We start from the raw sequence: 21,936 nt of genomic DNA on the forward strand, positions 1-21,936 counted from the left end.
ACGGCATCTCATCGGCCGGACGGACGGTCATGACACAAGCCCCGGACCCCGCCGCACCACCCGGAGACCAGACCGACTCGCTGGTTCTTGTACCGGACTCCGAGGACACCGGTCAACCTCTCTCGCACGGTAACCGGGCCACCGGCGCACTCGTCCACCGGCCCGACGCCGACGACGCGTTCCCCGTGGAGTGGTCGCGGCTGGCCGAACACCGCTATTTGGTCGCGGTCGACTGGCCCGCCGACCACCGCTTCTTCGCCCCGCTCCCCGGGGGTCTCCAGGACCCCCTGCTGATCGCGGAGACCACGCGGCAGGCCGCGATGATGCTGGCCCACGCCGAGTACGGAGTACCGGCCGACCACCACTTCGTCATGTGGGACCTGGAGCACTCCCTCGCCACGGCCGACTTCGGCCTCGACGGGGCCTCGGGCCGCATCGACGTCGTCCTGGAGTGCTCCGAGATCCAGATGCGGGCCAGGAGCCTCGCCGGAATGCGGGTGCGGCTGACCTTCGAGCGCGGCGGGCGTCGGCTGGCCACCAGCACCGGCAGCCTGAGCTGCACCTCGGCGCGGGCCTACCGCCGTCTGCGCGGCGACCAACTGGCCGCGGTCGGCGACGCGGTACCGCTGCTGGAGGGCGTACCGGCCGAGCGGGTCGGTCGTCGTGCCCCCCGGGACGTCGTGCTCGCGCCCTCCGAGGACGGGTCAGGCTGGCTCCTGCGGCTCGACACCGCCCACCCCACGCTCTTTGCGCGGGCCAACGACCACGTCCCCGGCATGGTGCTGTTGGAGGCCGCCCGGCAGGCCGCCCTCGCGCTGACTCCCGAGGGCCACTTCGTGCCCGCCTCGATGGTGATCAACTTCCACCGGTACACCGAACTGCACGAGCCGTGTCTTGTCCGCGCCCGGCGCGAAACCTCCCCCGAGGGTGATGTTCTGGTCCACGTGGAGGGGGTCCAGAGCGGCGAGCCCGTCTTCACGGCCACCCTCGGCGAGGCCCCGGAGGTGCCCCGATGACCCGGCGCGTCCTCATCACCGGATCGAGTGGTTTCATCGGCGGGCACGTCCTGAGCGCCGCCCGCGCCGCCGAGGACGTACGGCTCCGGCTGCTCGTCCGTACGCCACCGGCCACGCCCGACCCCGCCGTCGAGTACGCGCACGGTGACCTCACCGACCCCGCCTCGCTGCACCGCGCCTGCGCGGACGTGGACGCCGTCGTGCACTGCGCCGGGCGGGTCGGCGGCGACGCGGAGCTACTGCGCCAGGCCAACGACCTCGGCACCCGCGCCCTGGCGGGCGAGGTACGCCGGGCCGGGGTCGCACGGTTCGTGTACGTCAGCACGGCGGCCGTGCACGGGCGCGGCCCCTTCCGCGACGCCCGGCCCGGCGAGGTGCTCCTCGCCCCCGCCTCCGACACCAGCCGCACCCGCGCGGCCGCCGAGGAGCACGTTCTGGCGGCGGGCGGAACGGTCCTGCGCCCCCACTTCGTCCACGGCAGGGGCGACCGCTGGGTGATCCCTGGCATCCTCGCCCTGCTGCGCACCCTGGGCGGCCTGCCGGACGGCTGGGCCGGGCTCCAGTCGATGATCGACGCGGACACCCTGGGGCGGATCGCGTTCGCCGCGGCCACGACGGGCCCCGCGCACGGTGCGGGACGCGTCCACTACGTCAGCCACCCGGTCCCCGTGCCGGGGGAGACCCTGCTGTCCACCGTGGCCGAGACGTTCGGCCTCTTCGCCGACGACACCCCACGCGTCTCGGCCGAGACCGCCCGGCAGCGGGTCCACGACCACCCCGCCGCCCGTCACCACCTCGGCATGCTCGCCGTCGACCACTGGTTCACCGACGAGTCGCTCTGGAGCGGGTACGGCGTCGAGCCGGGCGCCGGATTCGCCGCGCGCTTCCCGGCGTACGCCGACTGGTATCGCGGTCAGGCCGGGGCTGCCGCTCCGGGAATCCGGGCGTCGACCGGGGTTTGAGCGGACGCGGTGACTTAAGACGCGGCGACCTAAGACGCGGTGACATAAGACGGCGTTCTCAGATCCCGGCCATGCGCGCGTGGCCGGGATCCGCGTCGCGCCCGGCGCGGCTCGGCCCACATCCGGACGCCCCTGGTAGGACCGGACCATGACGCGAGGAACCGGCCGGCACCTGCTCGCCACCAGCCTGCGCTCCCTCAAGGTGCGCAACTTCCGGCTCTTCGCGGCCGGTCAGATCGCCTCGGCCACCGGCACCTGGATGATGGCGGTCGCCCAGGACTGGCTCGTACTGGAGCTGACCGGCGACTCCGGCGCCGCCCTCGCCACCGTCACCGCCCTCCAGTTCACCCCGGTCCTCCTGCTCACCCTGTACGGCGGCCGACTCGCCGACCGGTACGACAAGCGCGCCCTCCTGACCGGCGCCAACATCGCCTCCGGTGTCTTCGCGCTGGCCCTCGGCCTGCTGGTGACCGCCGACGCCGCCCGGCTGTGGCACGTCTACATCGCGGCCGCCGCGCTCGGTGTGGCCAACGCCGTGGAGGTACCGGCCCGGCTGTCGTTCATCACCGAACTCGTGGGCCCCGAACTGCTCCCCAACGCCTCCGCGCTCAGCGGCGCCTACTTCAACATCGCGCGCGTACTGGGCCCTTCGCTGGCCGGGCTGCTCATCCAGTGGTCCGGCACCGGCACCGCCATGCTCCTCAACGCCGCCAGCTACACGGCCACGGTCGCCGGACTGCGCGCCATGCGCCCGGCGGAGCTGCACCGCGCCCCCCGCCCCTCCACACCCGCCCGTGTCACCGAGGGCCTGGCCCATCTGCGGACCCGGCCCGACCTGCTCACGACGCTCGCACTGGTCGCCGCGGTCGCCCTCTTCGGCCTCAACCTGCCGTTGACACTGCCGCTCATGGCCCGCGTCGTGTTCCACACCGAAGCCGCCTCCTTCGGGCTCCTCACCGCGGCGCTCGCCGGAGGCTCCCTGCTGGCCGCGCTGGTCGGCACCCTGCGCCGGACCCGCCCCTCGGCGCGGCTGGTGGCGGTCTGGGGGTGCGCGTTCGGCGCGCTGGAGCTGATCACGGGGTGGGCGCCGAGCCTGCCGGTCGCGCTGGTGCTGCTGGTGCCGACCGGATTCGCCTCGCTGTACTTCGTCCAGGCGGCGAACCACCGCATCCAACTGGGCGGCGACCCGGCCCACCGGGGCCGCGTGATGGCCCTCTACACCGTGATCCTGCAAGGCAGCACCCCGCTCGGCGCCCTCTTCGTCGGCGCCGCCACCCATACCCTCGGGGCCCGCTCCGGGTTGTGGGCGGGCGGCCTGATCGCGCTCATCGCCGCCCTGGTGGCCCTGGCCCGGGCACGCGCGGACGCACCCGTCCCGGCCCCCGAGCACGAACAGGCCCGGCCGACCGGCAGCCACCCCTAGCCGACCGGCAGCCACCGCCCCTAGGGGATGTCCGCGAAGTCCAACCTGGCGCGCGATGCCTCGCACGCACGACCTGGGCGAGTGGCCGGATGTCAGCGCGGTGCGGTTGCATGGGGGGCATGAACGACCTGGAGCAGCTGCGCACCGAAGCCGACACCGTCCTCGCCGAGCTGGTCGGTGCCCCGGAGGGGTCCGCGCGGCTGCGGCAGGACCAGTGGGAGGCGGTCAAGGCCCTGGTCGTGGACCGCCGCCGGGCCCTGGTCGTGCAGCGCACCGGCTGGGGCAAGTCGGCCGTGTACTTCGTGGCCACCGCCCTGCTCCGCCGCCGCGGCTCGGGTCCCACGGTGATCGTCTCGCCGCTGCTGGCGCTCATGCGCAACCAGGTCGAGTCGGCCGCGCGGGCCGGTATCCAGGCCCGCACCATCAACTCGGCCAACCCCGAGGAGTGGGACGCCATCCACGAGGAGGTGGAGCGCGGCGAGGTCGACGTGCTGCTGGTGAGCCCGGAACGGCTGAACTCCGTCGACTTCCGCGACCGCATGCTGCCCAAGCTGGCGGCCACCACCGGCCTGCTGGTCGTGGACGAGGCGCACTGCATCTCCGACTGGGGCCATGACTTCCGCCCCGACTACCGCAGGCTGCGCACCATGCTCCAGGAGCTGGCGCCCGGCGTGCCCGTGCTCGCCACCACGGCGACCGCCAACGCGCGCGTGACGGCGGACGTGGCCGAGCAGCTGGGCACCGGCGCGGGCGAGGCACTGGTGCTGCGGGGGCGGCTGGACCGGGAGAGCCTGCGGCTCGGCGTGGTGCGGCTGCCCGACGCCGCGCACCGGCTGGCGTGGCTGGCGGAGCACCTGGACGAGCTGCCGGGCTCCGGGATCGTCTACACGCTGACCGTCTCGGCCGCCGAGGAGGTCACCGCCTACCTCCGCGCACGCGGCTTCGCCGTCGCCTCGTACACCGGCCGCACGGAGAACGCCGACCGCCTGCAGGCCGAGGCCGACCTGCAGGACAACCGGGTCAAGGCCCTGGTGGCGACCTCCGCGCTGGGCATGGGCTTCGACAAGCCGGACCTGGGCTTCGTGGTCCACCTCGGCTCGCCCTCCTCACCGATCTCCTACTACCAGCAGGTGGGCCGCGCGGGCCGAGGCGTCGAGCACGCCGACGTGCTGCTGCTGCCGGGCAAGGAGGACGAGGCGATCTGGAAGTACTTCGCCGAAGTCGCCTTCCCGCCCGAGTCGCAGGTCCGCCAGACCCTGGCCGCCCTCGCCGACGCGGGCCGCCCGCTGTCCGTGCCCGCGCTGGAATCGGTGGTGGACCTGCGGCGCACCCGGCTGGAGCTGATGCTGAAGGTGCTCGACGTGGACGGCGCCGTGCACCGGGTGAAGGGCGGCTGGACGGCCACCGGCGCCGACTGGGTCTACGACGCCGACCGCTACGCCTGGGTCGCCCGCCAGCGCGCCGCCGAGCAGCAGGCCATGCGGGATTACGTCGGCACGGACGAGTGCCGGATGGCGTTCCTGCGCCGCCAGCTGGACGACGTGGAGGTGACCCCGTGCGGCCGTTGCGACAACTGCGCGGGCGCCTGGGTCGACACGGCCGTCTCCGGCGAGGCGTTGTCGGCCGCCGCCGGTGAACTGGACCGGCCCGGTGTGGAGATCGAGCCGCGCCGGATGTGGCCCACCGGCATGTCCGCGCTGGGCATCGACCTCAAGGGCCGCATCCCGGCGAAGGAGCAGTGCGCCACCGGACGCGCTCTCGGGCGGCTCTCGGACATCGGATGGGGCAACCGGCTCCGGCCGCTGCTGGCCGAGCAGACGCCTGACGGTCCGGTCCCGGACGACGTGCTGAAGGCCGTGGTGGAGGTCCTCGCCGACTGGGCACGCTCGCCCGGTGGGTGGGCGTCGAACACCCCGGACGCCGTGGCCCGACCGGTCGGCGTGGTCGCCATGCCCTCGCTGAACCGGCCCCAGCTCGTCGCCTCCCTCGCGGAACGGGTGGCCGAGATCGGACGCCTGCCCTATCTGGGCGCGCTCGCGTACACGGGGGAGGGTGGCGCGCATCAGGCGCATCGCAGCAACTCCGCCCAGCGACTCCAGGTGCTGGCCTCCGCGTTCACCGTGCCGGAGGACCTGGCGGCCGCTCTCGCCGCCGCTCCCGGCCCGGTGCTGCTCGTGGACGACCGGACCGAGTCCGGGTGGACCCTGGCGGTAGCGGCGCGACTGCTGCGACGGGCGGGGGCGGCGGAGGTTCTGCCCCTGGTGCTGGCCGCTGCGGGGTGAAGGCGCGGGGCGGGGCCGGATGACGCTGGTCGAGAGGCTGTGCGGGCCGGGGGTGACGCCGGGGGAGGGCTGTGCGGCGGGCCTGGCGCGGGTTGTCGTGTTCCTGATTCGACTTATCCACAGGCTCCAGCGGGATTTCGAGATCCGCGGGATCGTCAGCGCATGACGAATCACAGCGAAACGACCGGACCCTTCGAAAACGGTGACATCGCGGCGGGAGTGCCCTTCAGCGGGCAGCTCACGCCTGACACCCCGATCGCCCTGCGTACCCCGGCCGAGCTGGCCGACGCGCTGCCCTACCTCCTGGGATACCGCCCGGAGGACAGCATGGTGCTGGTCAGCCTGCTCGACCGTGGCGCCTTCGGTGGCCGTGCCCGCCTGGGCATCCCGGCGGGCGACGAGGACTGGCAGGCCGCGGCGCGGCAGATCGCCCGCGGGCTGGTGATCGGCGCCCGACGGCGCGGCACCCGGCCCGAGCGGATCGTGGCCTATGTCTGCCAGGAGCCACGACCAGGCGAGTCGGGCCGGGACGTGATGCTCCGCCTCGCCCCGCTCGCCCAGCTGCTGCGCACGGAGTGCGGCGGTCTCGACGTACCGGTGATCGAGGCGCTGTGCGTCTCGGACAACCGCTACTGGTCCTACGTCTGCCCGGTCGGGAGCTGCTGCCCGCCCGAGGGCACGCCGATGGGCATGCCGGGCATCTCGGCGATGGCTGCCGCGGCGACCTACGCGGGCATCCAGGTACGGGGCTCGCTCCGGGAGCTGCGCGCGAGGATGCAGCCCTGGGAGACCTCGGCCGCGCTGGAGCAGGAGGTCGCGCTGGACGCGGCGGGCATGGCCGTCGTACCCCGCATCCTGGACGACGCGAGCCGTGCCGAGGTGGCCGCGGAGACGCTGGACCTGGCCGGACGAATCATCCGCCGGTTCGCCGAGGCAGCGCCGGTCTCGGGCATCCACCCGGCCGATGTCCGCGACGACGCGCTCCTCGGGCACGACGAGGCGGCGACCCTCGTCCTCGGCCTCCAGGACCGCACGACCCGCGACCGGGCGGCCGCCTGGATGGAGGGCGACGACGGGGCACCCGCGCTGCGGCTCTGGCGGGCGCTGGCCCGCCGCTGTGTCGGTCCGTACCGCGAGCACGCGGCGGCTCCGCTGACCCTGGCCGGGTGGGTCGCCTGGTCGACCGGAGACGAACTGGAGGCCCGCGAGGCCTTGGCCATGGCCCTCGGCGCCGACCCGGAGTACCTCTTCGCCCAACTCCTGCACCGGGCGTGCGACGAGGGCCTGGACCCGGAATCCATCCGCCGTTGCCTCCGGCAGGAACGGCGAGGAAAGACGCGGGAAGAGGGGCTGCCGTCGAAAAAGCCGAGGATTCCCGAGCAGAAATCCGGCTCCCCGCTGCCTCCGGACACCCTCCTCGGCGCGCTGGAGGCTCCGGAGGCGGACCCGTCCGCCGCCACCCGCCGAAGGCGCCGCCCCCGCTCCACGGGACCCACCGGTACCGGCCCCAGCGGCACGGGTCCCTGCGCCGACCGCCCGCAAGCGCGAAGCCGCCGCCCCACCCGGTCCCGCCCCTCGACGGCCGACCGGGCATGCCACAGCGAGGAGCAGGGCTGAGCGCCCGCCCCCAGCCACCTGATTCCCGCGGCCGAGCCCGGCGGATTCACCGATCCTCCCAGCGAACGGAGTGTTTATCGTCAGGAAGACGACTATGATCGCGGCATGCCCTACGACCCGTCAGCGTTCCCGCCCTTCGCCGTCACCGTGGACCTGGTCGTGCTGACCGTGCGCCGCCACGCCCTGTGTGCGCTGGCGGTACGCCGGGGCGAGCCGCCTTTCCAGGGGCGGTGGGCCCTGCCCGGCGGCTTCGTACGGGACGACGAGGACCTGTCCCAGGCGGCGGCGCGCGAGCTGGCGGAGGAGACCGGGCTCTGCGCCAGCGATCCGGCGACCCCGGCGCAGGACAACGGCGCCCACCTCGAGCAGCTCGCCACGTACGGCGACCCGAAGCGTGACCCCCGGATGCGCGTGGTCAGCGTCGCCCACCTCGCCCTCGCGCCCGACCTCCCCGCCCCGCGCGCGGGCGGCGACGCGAGCAACGCGCGCTGGGCACCGGTGGAGGAACTGCTCCAGCAGGGGGGCTACGCCCGCGACGGCGAACCGATGGCCCCCCTGGCCTTCGATCACGCCCAGATCCTCTCCGACGGGGTGGAGCGCGCCCGCTCGAAGATCGAGTACTCGTCCCTGGCGACCGCCTTCTGCCCGCCGGAGTTCACCGTCGGCGAGCTGCGCCGCGTCTATGAGGCGGTCTGGGGCGTGGCGCTCGACCCGCGCAACTTCCACCGCAAGGTCACCGGCACCCCCGGATTCCTCGTCCCCACGGGCGGCACCACCACCCGCCAGGGCGGCAGGCCCGCCCAGCTCTTCAGGGCAGGCGGCGCCACCCTGCTCAACCCCCCGATGCTCCGCCCCGAGGTCTGAGGCGGGCATCGGACCACCGTCGGAACGGCAGTTGGGCAGCGGGTGCGCGCCGGCCGCTCATCGGGCAAGTGAGCCATGCAGGTTGACCATCCGCGGAACAACTGCCGGACAGAAGAGGTGATACCCGGAAAACAGGACATAGCGCGCTATCTTCCGTCAGGTGATCCAGGCTGTCGGACTGACCAGTGATTCCCCCAAAGCCCAGCCACCCGCCGTCGAGGGCGTCTCCTTCGAGGCGTGCTCCGGCCATGTGACCGCCCTCCTCGGAGCAGCGGGAGCGGGCAGGACGACGGTGCTCAGGCTGATGCTCGAACTCCAGCGAGGGCGTGGCATCACCTACTTCAGAGGGCGCCCCCTGCACTGCATCGCCCACCCCTCGCGCGAAGTCGGCGTACTCCTCGGCGACGTGCCCGGACACCCCTCCCGTACCGTCCGGGGTCACCTGCGCATGCTCTGCGCGGCGGCCGGTGTTCCGGCCCGGCGGGCCGACGAAGTCCTCGAAGAGGTCGGCCTCGTCAGCCTCCGCGAGGAACGGCTCGGCACCCTGTCCCTCGGCATGGACCGCAGGCTCGGCCTGGCCTGTGCCTTGCTTCCCGACCCGCACACCCTCGTGCTGGACGAACCCGCCGCAGGACTCTCCACCCTCGAGGAGCGTTGGCTGCACGCCACGTTGCGGGAGTACGCCGATCAAGGCGGTGCCGTACTCCTCACGACCGCCGACCCCAAGGAGGCCGCCCGCAACGCCGATCACGTCCTCACCCTCGAAGCGGGCCGGATCACCGCCGACCTGGACGCGGAGGAGTTCGCCCGCACCCGGCTCCGCCCACGCGTCGCCGTCCGCAGCCCCCACGCCGCACGCCTGGCGGAGCTGCTCGCCAAGGAGGCCCGCACCGGACGGCGTTCCGTGGAAGTCGTCCGCGAGGAGGGCAACCGCCTCTCCGTGTACGGCAGCACCACCGCGGACATCGGCGAGGTGGCCTTCCGCAACGGCGTCCTCATCCACCAACTCGCCGACGAAGTGGGCGACATGCGATCGGGGGCGCAGGCGGAGGCGGAGGCCGAGGAAGAGCCGGTGAACGAGACCGAACCGGCCGGAGAGGAGGACGCGTCGCTGCCGGAGTCCGCCGCTCCGAGGGAGACCGAGACCGATGACGTCCCCGACGCCCTGCCGCTCCCCGTCGCCGTCCGCTCCGTACACAGCCCGCTCCGTCCGCTCCGTTACGAACTCCGGCGCGCCACGGGGATCAGTACCGGTTACGTCGTCTGCGGGGTCGCCCTCGTGGTGTCCGCCGTCACCGCCCTGGTGCTGGCCCACATCGGGCACACCCCGCAGGCGCGCCTGTTCGCCGCCTGGCCGCGCGAACTGCCGCTGCCGCCGGTCGCGCTCGCAGCGGGGCTGCTCGGGGCGCTCGCCTTCGGGGACGAGTTCCGCCATCCCGCGCTGGCGGCGGACCGCGGCACCGTCCCGCGTCGGCTGGGGCTGCTCACCGCGAAGCTCGTCGTCTCCGGAACCACCGCCGGGATGCTGGCCTTTCTGGCTCTCGGCTGTGACGCCGAAGTTCTCTATCTCGTCTACGGCCGGGAATTGGTCCAGGTGCCCGGAGACTGGTTGCCGTTGTGCGCGAGTTGGCTGGCGCTCGTGGTCGGCTGTGCGTGGGCCGGTGTGCTGGCGGCCGGTGTCTTCCGGTCCACGGCGGCGGGCCTCGCCGCCGTCCTCGCGGTGCCGGTGGCCGTCGTTCCACTCGTACACCGGATGTTCGAAGGCTCATATGTGCGAGCCGCGGCCGGAATTCACCTGCGGATGCGGGAGGTGCTCCTGCTCCAGTGGCCCTTCGGGGGTGAGCGCTATCTGCTCGGTCTGGTGCGTGTGATCGCTCAACCCGTGGGTGGCGCGATGACGTTGTCGCTCGCCGCACTGCTGTGCGCGTACCTGATCACGACATTGCGCGCCAGGGCGAGATGACGCCCTGAGGTGTGGTTTCAGCGCCGCAGTGCCCACAACTCCCCACAGAAAGCCCGTTTATTTCCGATAAGGCGTCAATTGCGACGGGGTGAGCGATCACCCTTTCGTGTGCTTTTCACCAAAGCCCTCAAGACAGTTGGAGGCAGCGCCGACAAATGATGCGTGAGTACCCTTGCGCACACCATGATGACAGCCGCCCGCTCCGCCGACTCCGGCCTCGCCGGACCGGGCGAACTCGACCGCTACCCCTACGCCGAGGCCCCGATGGCCGACCGCGTGGCGGCGCCCGCCTGGGAGGGCGCCGACTCCGACCTGGGCCGCGTGGGCCGGCGCGCCGCGGGCAGCCGCGGGCGCGGACTCCACGGCCAGCTCGTCCAGCAGCTGGGTCAGATGATCGTCTCCGGAGACCTGGGGGCCGACCGCCCGCTGGTGCCGGAGGAGATCGGCCAGCGTTTCGAGGTCTCCCGCACCGTCGTGCGTGAGTCCCTCCGTGTCCTGGAGGCCAAGGGCCTCGTCAGCGCCCGGCCGAACGTGGGTACCCGCGTGCGCCCGGTGAGCGACTGGAACCTGCTCGACCCGGACATCATCGAATGGCGCGCCTTCGGCCCGCAGCGCGACGACCAGCGCCGCGAGCTGAACGAGCTGCGCTGGACGATCGAGCCGCTCGCCGCCCGCCTCGCCGCCGGACACGGCCGGGAGGACGTGCAGCAGCGCCTCGTCGACCTGGTCGAGATCATGAGCCACGCCCTCGCCCAGGGTGACGCGCTGACCTTCTCGCGCGCCGACTCCGAGTTCCACGCGCTGCTCATCCAGGTCGCGGGCAACCGGATGCTGGAGCACCTGTCCGGGATCGTCTCCGCCGCCCTCCAGGTCTCCGGCGGTCCCGCCACGGGATGCGAGCGGCCGACCGAGGCATCCGTCGCGCAGCACGCGCGGATCGTGGACGGGCTCGGCAGCGGCGACGGCGCCGTGGCCGAGGGGGCCATGCGGCAGCTGCTCGTGGTCCAGCCCGAGGTGGAGCGCGTGGTTCCCGCTCCGCGTGAGCACTGACGGCGAACGCGGACGGCGCGCCCGCCCGTGCGGCGCGCCCCAGTGATCGAGATGGCGGCACCGCGACCGGGGTCCCGCCGTCGCCGGACTCGGCCGGACCGTCGGAATTCCGGCCGAGTCCGGCGGTGCGACGGGCTGCCCGGACCGGCAAAGTGATCAAGACGGACTTGGTGACGGACCGCTTCGTTCACATCTGATCGCGTTTGCCTGTTGACAGGGTGTGACTCGGGCCACGCGGATTGGGCGTAACGCTCCCGGAAACAGCGCGATGACCTAAGAGGTGAACAGCCGCGAAGGGAATACGGACGCCGTGCCAGGCGCTGTGTCTCTTCCCGGCCCCGCCCGCGCCGTCGGCCCATCCCCAGGCCGGTGGTCGGTTCCTGTCCATGTCGGACGGGGCCGAAAGCCGCTTTCCAACGTTCCGAGAGGTTGTTCGTGTCGGCCAGCACATCCCGTACGCTCCCGCCGGAGATCGCCGAGTCCGTCTCTGTCATGGCGCTCATTGAGCGGGGAAAGGCTGAGGGGCAGATCGCCGGCGACGATGTGCGTCGGGCCTTCGAAGCTGACCAGATTCCGGCCACTCAGTGGAAGAACGTACTGCGCAGCCTCAACCAGATCCTTGAGGAAGAGGGTGTGACGCTGATGGTCAGTGCCGCAGAGCCCAAGCGCACCCGCAAGAGCGTCGCAGCGAAGAGTCCGGCCAAGCGCACCGCCACCAAGACGGTCGCGGCGAAGACGGTGACCACCCGGAAGGCCACGGCCGCCCCGGCCGAGTCCGCCGCCGCGGGTGACGACTCCGACGACGTCGCCGCCCCGAAGGCCGCTGCCAAGAAGACCACGGCCAAGAAGACGGCCGCGAAGAAGACCACGGCCAAGAAGACGGCTGCCAAGAAGACCGGCGCCAAGAAGGACGACGCCGAGCTTCTCGAGGACGAGGCCGTCGAGGAGACCAAGTCCACCGACGAGCCCGAGGGCACCGAGGCCGCGGGCTTCGTGCTGTCGGACGACGACGAGGACGACGCGCCCGCGCAGCAGGTCGCCGCGGCCGGCGCCACCGCCGACCCGGTCAAGGACTACCTGAAGCAGATCGGCAAGGTCCCCCTGCTCAACGCCGAGCAGGAAGTCGAGCTGGCCAAGCGCATCGAGGCCGGTCTGTTCGCCGAGGACAAGCTCGCCAACTCCGACAAGCTCGCCCCGAAGCTCAAGCGCGAGCTGGAGATCATCGCCGAGGACGGCCGCCGCGCCAAGAACCACCTGCTGGAGGCCAACCTCCGTCTGGTGGTCTCCCTGGCCAAGCGCTACACCGGCCGCGGCATGCTCTTCCTGGACCTCATCCAGGAGGGCAACCTCGGTCTGATCCGCGCGGTCGAGAAGTTCGACTACACCAAGGGCTACAAGTTCTCCACGTATGCCACCTGGTGGATTCGTCAGGCGATCACCCGCGCGATGGCCGACCAGGCGCGCACCATCCGTATCCCGGTGCACATGGTCGAGGTCATCAACAAGCTCGCGCGCGTGCAGCGCCAGATGCTCCAGGACCTGGGCCGCGAGCCCACCCCGGAGGAGCTGGCCAAGGAACTCGACATGACCCCGGAGAAGGTCGTCGAGGTCCAGAAGTACGGCCGCGAGCCCATCTCGCTGCACACCCCGCTGGGCGAGGACGGCGACAGCGAGTTCGGTGACCTCATCGAGGACTCCGAGGCCGTCGTCCCCGCCGACGCCGTCAGCTTCACGCTCCTCCAGGAGCAGCTGCACTCGGTCCTCGACACCCTCTCCGAGCGCGAGGCCGGTGTCGTCTCGATGCGCTTCGGTCTCACCGACGGTCAGCCGAAGACGCTCGACGAGATCGGCAAGGTCTACGGCGTGACGCGTGAGCGCATCCGCCAGATCGAGTCGAAGACCATGTCCAAGCTGCGCCACCCCTCGCGTTCCCAGGTGCTGCGGGACTACCTCGACTAGACCGCGCCGGTTCGCACGCCGAAGGCCCGGCTCCCCTCGTGGGAGCCGGGCCTTCGTGCTGCGGGCCACCGGGTGCTGGATGACTCTGGGTGTTCCGGAACCACCCTGAGTGAGGAGTCCGCATGCGCCGTTCCGTTGTCCGGGCACTGATCCGGCCGCTCGCCCTGGCGGCCGCGCTGACCGCGATACCCCTGATCGGGGCCGCTTCGGCCGCCGCCGACAGCGTCGTGGTCGGTGGCTTTCCGATAGATGTCTCCCAGGCCCCGTGGACGGTGGCACTCTCCAGCCGTGACCGGTTCGGGGGTAGCCGGGCGGGCCAGTTCTGCGGCGGGGTGGCGATCGCCCCGACCACCGTCCTCACCGCCGCCCACTGTGTCGCCGACGACGTCCTGGGCACGTCCCCGAACCGGGTGCGCGACCTGAAGGTCATCGCCGGGCGTACCGACCTGCTGGCGGCCGACGGCCAGGAGACGGCCGTACGAGACGTGAAGGTCAATCCGGAGTACGACGCCGCCACCAACGCGGGCGACTACGCCGTCCTCACACTCGCCGAGCCGGTGCCGCGCAGCGCCGTCGTGCCCATGGCTGCGGCCGGTGACCCGGCGTACGAGCCCGGCACGGAAGCCCTGGTCTCGGGGTGGGGCGACACGAGCGGCGAGGGCGCCTACACGAACCGTCTGCGTGCCGCGCGGGTCCATGTGCTGGCCGACGACCTCTGCGCCCGCGCCTATCCGGGCGGCCGTGACGGCACCTACCGCCCCGCCTCGATGCTGTGCGCGGGAGAGGCGGCGGGAGGACCGGACGCCTGCCAGGGCGACAGCGGTGGCCCACTGGTTGCAGGAGGGCGGCTGATCGGGCTGGTGTCCTGGGGGAGCGGCTGCGGACAGCCGGAGAGTCCCGGCGTCTACACCCGGGTGTCGGAGGTCGTCCGCACGCTGGAGCCCGCCGTGGAAGGGTCCACCGCGGAAGGGGCCCAGGAGGCCCCCAGGCGCCCCTGAGAGGGCCTGCGGGTTCCTTCGGCAGAGTTACGGGCGGCTGCTTCCCTGGGGAAGCAGCCGCCCGCTCACCGGCCTGATGCCGGCACTGGCTCGTCGGTCGGGTGCGAGATTCAGCGCTCTTCGGTGGCAGCGTTGCCGGGAACGGAAACCAGCCGTTCCGTCTCGTCCTGTATCTCAGCGGCGATCTTCTTGAGTTCCGGCTCGAACTTGCGCCCGTGGTGGGCGCAGAAGAGCAGTTCTCCGCCGCTCAGCAGGACGACGCGCAGGTATGCCTGGGCGCCGCAGCGGTCGCAGCGATCGGCGGCCGTCAGCGGGCTCGCGGGGGTCAGAACAGTAGTCACGTCGCCTCTTCTCTAGCTCGACGAGCTGTCGTACCAGGGTCAACATCCAACCAGGCCGAAATCGTTCCCGCTCGTGGCTTTCCGTCGAAAATTTCTTTCCGGGTGGTTGGCTGTTGCCGGTTGGCGGCGAATGTGCCGTAGCGCGTGGTCTGGTGCTTACGGTTTCGCGCGGTCTTCGGGGGTCGGTCCTCCCGGCTGGGTTGCCGGTTGTTGATGAGGACGTGCCCGGAGCCTAAATGGTTCATGCCTCGAAGGGAACGTGATGTGTGCTTCACTCCATCGAGGGATCGAACGTCCGTACGACCCTCGGCTAGTCTGAGTTTCCCGCCGAGGGTGGCGTTACACCAGCTCTACCAGGCATCGGTACCCTCTACGCGGCGACCGAAGCCGGCCCCGTACCCACCAGGGGCCCATCTGAAATTCAGCGAGGAGCGAACCGCGTGACCGCCGATACGTCCGTGCCGTCCACAGCGCTGCTGGCAGGAGCTGACCGGGACGGTTCCAACTACACCGCGCGGCACCTGCTCGTCCTTGAGGGCCTCGAAGCCGTGCGCAAGCGTCCGGGCATGTACATCGGCTCGACCGACAGCCGCGGCCTGATGCACTGCCTCTGGGAGATCATCGACAACTCCGTCGACGAGGCCCTCGGCGGTTACTGCGACCGCATCGAGGTCATCCTCCACGACGACGGCTCCGTCGAGGTCCGGGACAACGGCCGCGGCATCCCCGTGGACGTCGAGCCCAAGACCGGCCTCTCCGGCGTCGAGGTCGTCATGACCAAGCTGCACGCCGGTGGCAAGTTCGGCGGCGGCTCCTACGCGGCCTCCGGCGGCCTGCACGGCGTCGGCGCCTCCGTGGTGAACGCGCTCTCCTCCCGGCTCGACGTCGAGGTGGACCGCGGTGGGAACACCCACGCCATCAGCTTCCGCCGCGGTGTCCCGGGCGCCTTCGCCAAGGGCGGCGCGGAGGCCAAGTTCGAGGCCGGGACCGGCCTGGTCAAGACCAAGAAGATCCCGAAGAACCGCACCGGCACGCGCGTGCGCTACTGGGCCGACCGGCAGATCTTCCTCAAGGACGCCAAGCTCTCCCTGGACAACCTGCACCAGCGGGCGAGGCAGACCGCGTTCCTGGTGCCCGGCCTCACCATCGTCGTGCGCGACGAGATGGGTCTCGGCGACGGCGGCAGCAAGGGCGAGGAGTCCTTCCGCTTCGACGGCGGCATCAGCGAGTTCTGCGAGTACCTGGCCACCGACAAGCCGGTCTGCGACACGCTCCGCCTCTCGGGCCAGGGCACCTTCAAGGAGACCGTCCCGGTCCTCGACGACCACGGCCAGATGACGCCCACCGAGGTCACCCGCGAACTGGGTGTCGACGTGGCGATGCGCTGGGGCACGGGCTACGACACCAACCTGAAGTCCTTCGTCAACATCATCGCCACCCCCAAGGGCGGCACCCACGTGGCCGGCTTCGAGCAGGCGGTCACCAAGACGATGAACGAGGTGCTGCGCGCCAAGAAGATGCTGCGCGTCGCCGAGGACGACGTCGTCAAGGACGACGCCCTGGAGGGCCTGACCGCGGTCGTCACGGTCCGCCTGGCCGAGCCGCAGTTCGAAGGCCAGACCAAGGAGGTGCTCGGCACCTCTGCGGCCCGCCGCATCGTCTCCACCGTGATCGCCAGGGAACTCAAGGCGTTCCTCACCTCCACCAAGCGGGACGACGCCGCACAGGCCCGCACGGTCATGGAGAAGGTGGTCGCCGCCGCCCGCACCCGGGTGGCCGCCCGCCAGCACAAGGACGCCCAGCGGCGCAAGACCGCCCTGGAGTCCTCGTCCCTGCCCGCCAAGCTGGCCGACTGCCGCAGCGACGACGTCGACCGCAGCGAGTTGTTCATCGTCGAGGGCGACTCCGCGCTCGGTACGGCCAAGCTGGCCCGGAACTCCGAGTTCCAGGCGCTGCTGCCCATCCGGGGCAAGATCCTCAACGTGCAGCGCTCGTCCGTGACCGACATGCTCAAGAACGCCGAGTGCGGCGCGATCATCCAGGTCATAGGAGCGGGCTCGGGGCGTACCTTCGACATCGACGCCGCCCGCTACGGCAAGATCATCATGATGACCGACGCCGATGTGGACGGCTCCCACATCCGCTGTCTGCTGCTCACGCTGTTCCAGCGGTACATGCGGCCCATGGTCGAGGCGGGCCGGGTGTTCGCCGCCGTGCCCCCGCTGCACCGCATCGAGCTGGTCCAGCCGAAGAAGGGCCAGGACAAGTACGACTACACGTACTCGGACCGTGAGCTGCGGGACACGCTCATGGAGTTCCAGCGCAAGGGCGTCCGGTACAAGGACTCCATCCAGCGCTACAAGGGCCTCGGTGAGATGGACGCCGACCAGCTGGCTGAGACCACGATGGACCCGCGCCACCGCACCCTGCGCCGGATCAACCTCGCGGACCTCGAGGCCGCCGAGCAGGTCTTCGACCTGCTGATGGGCAATGACGTGGCGCCGCGCAAGGAGTTCATCTCCAGCTCGGCGGCGACGCTGGACCGGTCGCGGATCGACGCGTAGCCGTGTGCGCTCGGCTTTGACCGGGTGCGCGCGGGGTGACGGGAGTACTGGCCTCGGCCGGTGCTCCCGTTCTCGTTTCCCGCGCCGGGCCCGGCGTGGGCGGTCGGGGCGTCCGGCTCAGGGTCCACCCCGAGATCGCTCCACCCGTGGGTGGAGAAGTCCGGCCTGCGGAGATCCACCCGTGATCCACCCTGGCTCCGATCCCGTGGCCTGCGGATTTCCGTAATTTCGAGGGTGTCGGGAGCGACCGCCTCCGACACCCCTCTCGTACACGGAGGCTCGGATGTCCGGGTTCGTCGACGTGTTGGTGATCGTGGCCGTCGCCGTTCTGGTGATCGCCAGGCAGTTCCGCACCCACGCCATCGACGCCGAGCGGCGCTGGTGGCTGGCGCCCGCGATCCTCGTGGTCATGGCGCTGCGCGAGCCCGGCATACTCGACGCCCACCATCGCGTCGAGTCCCTCGGACTGCTCGCCGCGGAAGTGGTGGTCGGCCTGGCCACCGGAGCGGGCTGGGCGTGGACCACCCGGATCTGGCGGGCGCCTGACGGAGGGGTGTGGAGCCGCAGCACCAAAGCGAGCGCCGTCGTGTGGGTCGGCGGGATAGCCCTGCGAGGCGGTCTCTGCGGCCTCGGGTACGCCCTGGGCGTCCGGCAGGACAGCGCCGCTCTGATGCTGGGCCTCGCCGCGACCCTGCTGGTCCGTGGCGGCATCACCGCCTGGCGGGCGCGACTGCTGGCCTCCTCGCCCGGCCCGGCACCGACGTACGGTGGCGGAATGTCGGCAGCACCGGCAGCTCCGGCGGCACGACCGATGCGGAAGGAGCGGGTGTGAACGAGAACTCCTGGACACGCTGGCCCTCGCGCGAGGCGCTCAGCCGGGAGGGGGTCAGCCGCCCCAGGCGTCTGCTGGCCCAGGCCATCAGAGTGGTGCTGCTCGGGCTCCTGCTGTGGGCCGCCCTCCGGCGGGATCACCTGCCCGCGTGGGGAGAAGCCGCCGCCGTGGCGGGCGTGCTGCTGGCCTCCGGCGCGGCGTGGGGCTACTTCCGCACCACCTACGCGCACCGGCTGCTGCCGTCCCTGGCACTCGTCGGCGTGCTGCCCGCCCTGGCGGTCGCCGCGCAGATCTCAGGTTTCCGGGGCCCCGCCCTGGTGCTCTGGTGCGGCTGCGGCATCCTCGCCCTGGAGCGGCTGCCCCTTGCGGCGGCGGTGCCGGTGACCTCGGTCGCCCTGGCCTCGTACGCGGTCCTGAACAACGACGTGTGGCTCACCACCGCCGCCACCGTGGCCGGGCTGGCACTCGCCGGATACGTCACGCGGCTGGACGCGGAGGCGCGCGGCAACGCGCAGCGGCTCCTGGCTCAGGAGCGGGCCGCGCGAGAGGCCGAGGCGAGGACGGCGGCGCTGACCGAGCGGGCGCGGATAGCGCGGGAGATCCACGATGTGCTGGCCCACAGCCTCTCGGCGCAGCTGGTGCACCTGGAGGCGGCCCGGCTGCTGCTGGAGCGGGACGCGAGCCGTGCACAGGTGCTGGAGCGGGTGGTGGCCGCGCGGGGAATGGCCCGGGACGGCCTCGCCGAGACCCGGCAGGCCCTGTCCGCGCTGCGCGGTGAACTGACCCCGCTGGAGGAGTTCCTGACGGACCTCGTCAGCACGGCGGACGGCGGGGAGGTCACCGTCACGGGTGAGCGCAGGGCCCTGCCCGCCGAGGCGTCCCAGGCCGTGCGCCGCGTGGCGCAGGAAGCGATGACGAACGTCCGCAAGCACGCGCAGGGCGCGAAGGTGCGCGTCCGGCTCGACTGCACCGAGCATCAAGTGACCCTCGATGTACGGGACAAGGGCGGTCGTCCGGGCGAACTGGCCGCCTCCGGCGGCGGGTACGGTCTGCTGGGCATGCGGGAGCGCGCCGAGCTGCTGGGTGGCTCACTGGACGCGGGGCCGGACGAGGAGGGGTTCGTGGTGACGTTGAAGGTGCCGGTATGACGGCGCCGGAGGGGGAGCGGAAGCCCGCGCGGGTGGTGGTCGCCGACGACCAGACGGTGGTGCGGGAAGGCATCGTGATGCTGCTCGGGCTGCTGCCCGGCCTCGAAGTGGTCGGCGCGGCGGGGGACGGCGAGGAAGCGGTGCGCCTGGTCCGCGAACTGGCCCCGGACGTGGTGCTGATGGACCTGCGAATGCCCCGTTGCGACGGGGTGGAGGCCACCCGCCGCATCCGGACCGGGTATCCGGGCACCCAGGTGGTGGTGCTGACGACGTTCGCGGACGACGAGTCCCTGTTCGCCGCACTGCGCGCCGGAGCGCGGGGATATCTGACCAAGGACGCGGGCGGCGAGGAGATCGTGCGCGCGGTGCAGAACGTGCTGTCGGGGGAGGCGGGGCTGGCGCCCGGTATCCAACTCCGGTTGCTGGAAAGGCTGTCCGAGGCCGAGGTGCGGACGACGGCACCGCCGGAGCCCCCCGACGGGCTGACCGTCCGCGAGAGCGAGGTGCTGGTGCTGATCGGCGAGGGGCTCACCAACCAGGAGATCGCCCGCCAGTTGCACGTCTCCACCGCCACGGTGAAGACGCACATCAACAACCTCTTCGCCAAGGCGGGCCTCAAGGACCGTGCGCAGGCGGTGCGTTACGCGTATGCGAAGGGCCTGGTGCGGCCCAGGGTGGAGTGACTCACCTAATGGGGTGAAGTGGTACGGAAAGGTGTGTCGGGGATCTTCCCGATCTGTCCATCCTTGGGTATGCAGTCAAGCAACGGCCGACACTTCGGTACCGGGGACGGTCCGGGGAGTTCGGTCGACAACGAGGAAGAGCAGGGCGTGACTTCCCGCGATGTGCGGCACGAGGACCCTTGGCACGACACGCTGACCGCCGGATGGAGCGAGCTGGACGGGGCGGGGATGCCCGCGCCGACCGTGCCGCATCCGCGCGGTGAGGGTGAGCGGGAGATCGCGGCGGCCCGTGCCCGCGACGTGTATCTCGCGGTGCAGCAGAGCGAGGCGTTCCAGGAGGTGCGCAGCCGGTACCGGAGGTTCGTGGTGCCCGGAGTCGCCGCCTTCCTGTTCTGGTACGTGGGATACGTGGTCACCGCGACGGCGGCGCCCGGTCTGATGGCGCGGCCCGTCATAGGGGCGGTGAACGTGGGGATGCTCGCCGGGCTGGGACAATTCCTCAGCACCTTCCTGCTCACCTGGGCCTACGCCCGGCACGCACGGCTGCGGCGTGACCGGCCCGCGCTCGAACTGCGCTGGGACACCCAGGAGCTGACCCGTGGCATCCAGGGAGGCACCTCGTGACCGGCCACCACCAGATGCTGGCGCTGGTCCTGTTCAGCGCGTTCGTGGCCGTGACACTGGGCATCACCACCTGGGTGAGCCGTCGCAGACATGGGTCCGCGGAGGAGTTCTACGCCGGTGGGCGTCTGTTCACCCCGCTGGAGAACGGGTTCGCCATCTCCGGCGACTATCTCTCGGCCGCCTCCTTCCTCGGCGTGACCGGGCTCATCGCGCTGTACGGCTACGACGGGCTCCTGTACGGCGTCGGATTCCTCGTGGCCTGGCTGGTCGTGCTGTTCCTCGCGGCCGAACTGGTGCGGAACTGCGGCCGGTTCACGCTCGCCGACGTGGTCGCCGCGCGGATGAGCGAGCGGCCGGTGCGGATCGCCACCGGCGCCTCCTCCGTCACCGTGTCCGTGATGTACCTGGTCGCGCAGATGGTGGGCGCCGGAAGCCTGGTGGCACTGCTGCTCGGCGGCTCCGGCGGGGCCGCGCAGGCGTGGACGGTCATCGGGGTCGGGGCGCTCATGGTGATCTATGTGTCGCTGGGCGGGATGCGCGCGACGACCTGGATCCAGATCGTGAAGGCCGTCCTGATGCTGGTCGGGACGATCGTGATGACCGTGCTGGTCCTGGTGCGGTTCCACGGGGACATCAACCAGCTGTTGCTGACGGCGGCCGACCGCAGTGGGCACGGGGCGTCGTTCCTGGCGCCGGGGCTGAAGTACGGCGGGGACTGGACCGCCCGGATGGACTTCATCAGCCTGGGGTTGGCGCTGGTGCTGGGCACGGCGGGTCTGCCGCACATCCTGTCGCGCTTCTACACGGTGCCGACCGCGCGGGCCGCCCGGCGTTCCACGGTGTGGTCGATCGGGCTCATCGGCAGCTTCTACCTGATGACGATCGTCCTCGGATTCGGGGCGACCGCCGTGGTGGGCGCCGACGCGCTGCGCCGGTCCAACGCGGCCGGGAACACGGCGATCCCGCTGCTCGCGCTCGACCTGGGCGGCGGGGCCTCCTCCACCGGGGGCACCGTGCTGTTCGCGGTCGTGGCCGCCGTCGCCTTCGCCACGATCCTCGCGGTGGTCGCCGGGATCACGCTCGCCTCCTCGGCGTCCGTGGCCCATGATTTGTACGCGTCCCTCCGGCGTACGCCCAGCACCCCGCGCGGCGAGGTGGCGGTGGCGCGGGTCGCGGCGGCCGTCATCGGGATCGTGGCGATCGCGCTCGGACTGCTGGCCCGCAATCTCAACGTGGCCTTCTTGGTCGGTCTGGCCTTCGCCGTGGCCGCCTCGGCGAACCTCCCGACGCTGCTGTACTCGCTGTTCTGGCGGAACTTCACCACGCGTGGTGCGGTGTGGGCCGTGTACGGCGGGCTGATCCCCGCGGTGATCCTGGTGCTGCTGTCGCCGGTGGTGTCGGGGAGTCCCGGCTCGCTGTTCCCCGGCGTGGACTTCCAGTACTTCCCGCTCCAGAATCCGGGCATCATCTCCATCCCGCTCGGCTTCCTCTCGGGCTGGCTGGGCACGGTCACCTCGGACGAGGTGCCGGACGAGGCCAAGTTCGCGGAGACCGAGGTGCGTTCACTGACCGGAGCCGGTGCCGTGTGACACCACCGGGCCTGGGCGGCG

At 71.7% G+C, this 21,936-nt stretch carries 17 protein-coding genes; 16 read left to right on the forward strand and 1 reads right to left on the reverse strand.

All coding sequences use genetic code 11. From position 1 onward, the window contains the following. Positions 1-29 precede the first annotated feature (29 nt). The 10 genes from ACIPPM_RS00340 to ACIPPM_RS00385 all read left to right on the forward strand — a co-directional run bounded on the left by ACIPPM_RS00340 (position 30) and on the right by ACIPPM_RS00385 (position 14,134). Positions 30-1,016, forward strand: a complete 987-nt coding sequence (locus tag ACIPPM_RS00340) for a ScbA/BarX family gamma-butyrolactone biosynthesis protein (RefSeq protein ID WP_401441692.1) — start codon at positions 30-32, stop codon at positions 1,014-1,016. Further along, the gene (locus tag ACIPPM_RS00345) at positions 1,013-1,978 is read left to right on the forward strand and encodes an NAD-dependent epimerase/dehydratase family protein (RefSeq protein ID WP_401441693.1); all 966 of its coding nucleotides are present in this window, start codon (positions 1,013-1,015) and stop codon (positions 1,976-1,978) included. The genes ACIPPM_RS00340 and ACIPPM_RS00345 overlap by 4 nt, the downstream gene beginning before the upstream one ends. 148 nt (positions 1,979-2,126) lie before the next feature. Next, on the forward strand, positions 2,127-3,401 hold the full coding sequence (locus tag ACIPPM_RS00350) for an MFS transporter (RefSeq protein ID WP_401441694.1): 1,275 nt from the start codon (positions 2,127-2,129) through the stop codon (positions 3,399-3,401). 119 nt (positions 3,402-3,520) lie between these two features. Continuing rightward, positions 3,521-5,683 carry a RecQ family ATP-dependent DNA helicase gene (locus tag ACIPPM_RS00355; protein ID WP_401441695.1) on the forward strand — a complete coding sequence of 721 codons (2,163 nt, stop codon included), beginning with the start codon at positions 3,521-3,523 and terminating at the stop codon, positions 5,681-5,683. Positions 5,684-5,845: 162 nt separating this feature from the next. Further along, positions 5,846-7,300, forward strand: coding sequence for a DUF4192 domain-containing protein (locus ACIPPM_RS00360; protein WP_401441696.1), 1,455 nt, complete (start codon positions 5,846-5,848; stop codon positions 7,298-7,300). Positions 7,301-7,405: 105 nt separating this feature from the next. After that, complete coding sequence (locus tag ACIPPM_RS00365) at positions 7,406-8,164, forward strand: NUDIX domain-containing protein (RefSeq protein WP_401441697.1); 759 nt, start codon at positions 7,406-7,408, stop codon at positions 8,162-8,164. Positions 8,165-8,324: 160 nt separating this feature from the next. Then, the gene (locus ACIPPM_RS00370; protein ID WP_401441698.1) at positions 8,325-10,127 is read left to right on the forward strand and encodes an ATP-binding cassette domain-containing protein; all 1,803 of its coding nucleotides are present in this window, start codon (positions 8,325-8,327) and stop codon (positions 10,125-10,127) included. 162 nt (positions 10,128-10,289) lie between these two features. Beyond that, positions 10,290-11,177, forward strand: a complete 888-nt coding sequence (locus ACIPPM_RS00375) for a FadR/GntR family transcriptional regulator (protein WP_389006161.1) — start codon at positions 10,290-10,292, stop codon at positions 11,175-11,177. A gap of 435 nt (positions 11,178-11,612) precedes the next feature. Then, positions 11,613-13,136 (forward strand): RNA polymerase sigma factor, encoded by a 1,524-nt coding sequence (locus tag ACIPPM_RS00380; RefSeq protein ID WP_401441699.1) that lies wholly within the window; start codon positions 11,613-11,615, stop codon positions 13,134-13,136. Between the two features lie 122 nt (positions 13,137-13,258). Further along, on the forward strand, positions 13,259-14,134 hold the full coding sequence (locus ACIPPM_RS00385; RefSeq protein WP_401441700.1) for a serine protease: 876 nt from the start codon (positions 13,259-13,261) through the stop codon (positions 14,132-14,134). A gap of 110 nt (positions 14,135-14,244) precedes the next feature. Here the strand turns inward: ACIPPM_RS00385 and ACIPPM_RS00390 are convergent, their stop codons facing one another. Continuing rightward, on the reverse strand, positions 14,245-14,475 hold the full coding sequence (locus ACIPPM_RS00390) for a hypothetical protein (RefSeq protein ID WP_389006167.1): 231 nt from the start codon (positions 14,473-14,475) through the stop codon (positions 14,245-14,247). Positions 14,476-14,915: 440 nt separating this feature from the next. On the opposite strand from ACIPPM_RS00390, the gene ACIPPM_RS00395 reads away from it, so the two are divergent. From ACIPPM_RS00395 to ACIPPM_RS00420, 6 genes are all read left to right on the forward strand, one after another. Next, positions 14,916-17,039: a type IIA DNA topoisomerase subunit B gene (locus ACIPPM_RS00395; RefSeq protein WP_401441701.1), complete on the forward strand. Its 2,124-nt coding sequence runs from the start codon at positions 14,916-14,918 to the stop codon at positions 17,037-17,039. Positions 17,040-17,322: 283 nt separating this feature from the next. Further along, positions 17,323-17,871 carry a DUF1453 domain-containing protein gene (locus tag ACIPPM_RS00400; protein ID WP_401441702.1) on the forward strand — a complete coding sequence of 183 codons (549 nt, stop codon included), beginning with the start codon at positions 17,323-17,325 and terminating at the stop codon, positions 17,869-17,871. Continuing rightward, the gene (locus ACIPPM_RS00405; RefSeq protein WP_401441703.1) at positions 17,868-19,019 is read left to right on the forward strand and encodes a sensor histidine kinase; all 1,152 of its coding nucleotides are present in this window, start codon (positions 17,868-17,870) and stop codon (positions 19,017-19,019) included. The genes ACIPPM_RS00400 and ACIPPM_RS00405 overlap by 4 nt, the downstream gene beginning before the upstream one ends. Then, entirely contained in the window at positions 19,016-19,702 is a 687-nt protein-coding gene (locus tag ACIPPM_RS00410) for a response regulator (protein WP_401441704.1), read from the forward strand. Before ACIPPM_RS00405 ends, ACIPPM_RS00410 begins: the two co-directional genes overlap by 4 nt. Positions 19,703-19,771: 69 nt before the next feature. Further along, complete coding sequence (locus ACIPPM_RS00415) at positions 19,772-20,326, forward strand: DUF485 domain-containing protein (RefSeq protein WP_401441705.1); 555 nt, start codon at positions 19,772-19,774, stop codon at positions 20,324-20,326. Continuing rightward, a complete protein-coding gene (locus ACIPPM_RS00420) occupies positions 20,323-21,915 on the forward strand; it encodes a cation acetate symporter (RefSeq protein ID WP_401441706.1) in 1,593 nt (530 codons plus the stop codon). The genes ACIPPM_RS00415 and ACIPPM_RS00420 overlap by 4 nt, the downstream gene beginning before the upstream one ends. The last annotated feature ends 21 nt before the right edge of the window (positions 21,916-21,936 follow it).

Origin of the sequence: Streptomyces sp. NPDC090119 (assembly GCF_044747085.1) — a bacterium.
Classification (GTDB): Bacteria; Actinomycetota; Actinomycetes; order Streptomycetales; family Streptomycetaceae; genus Streptomyces.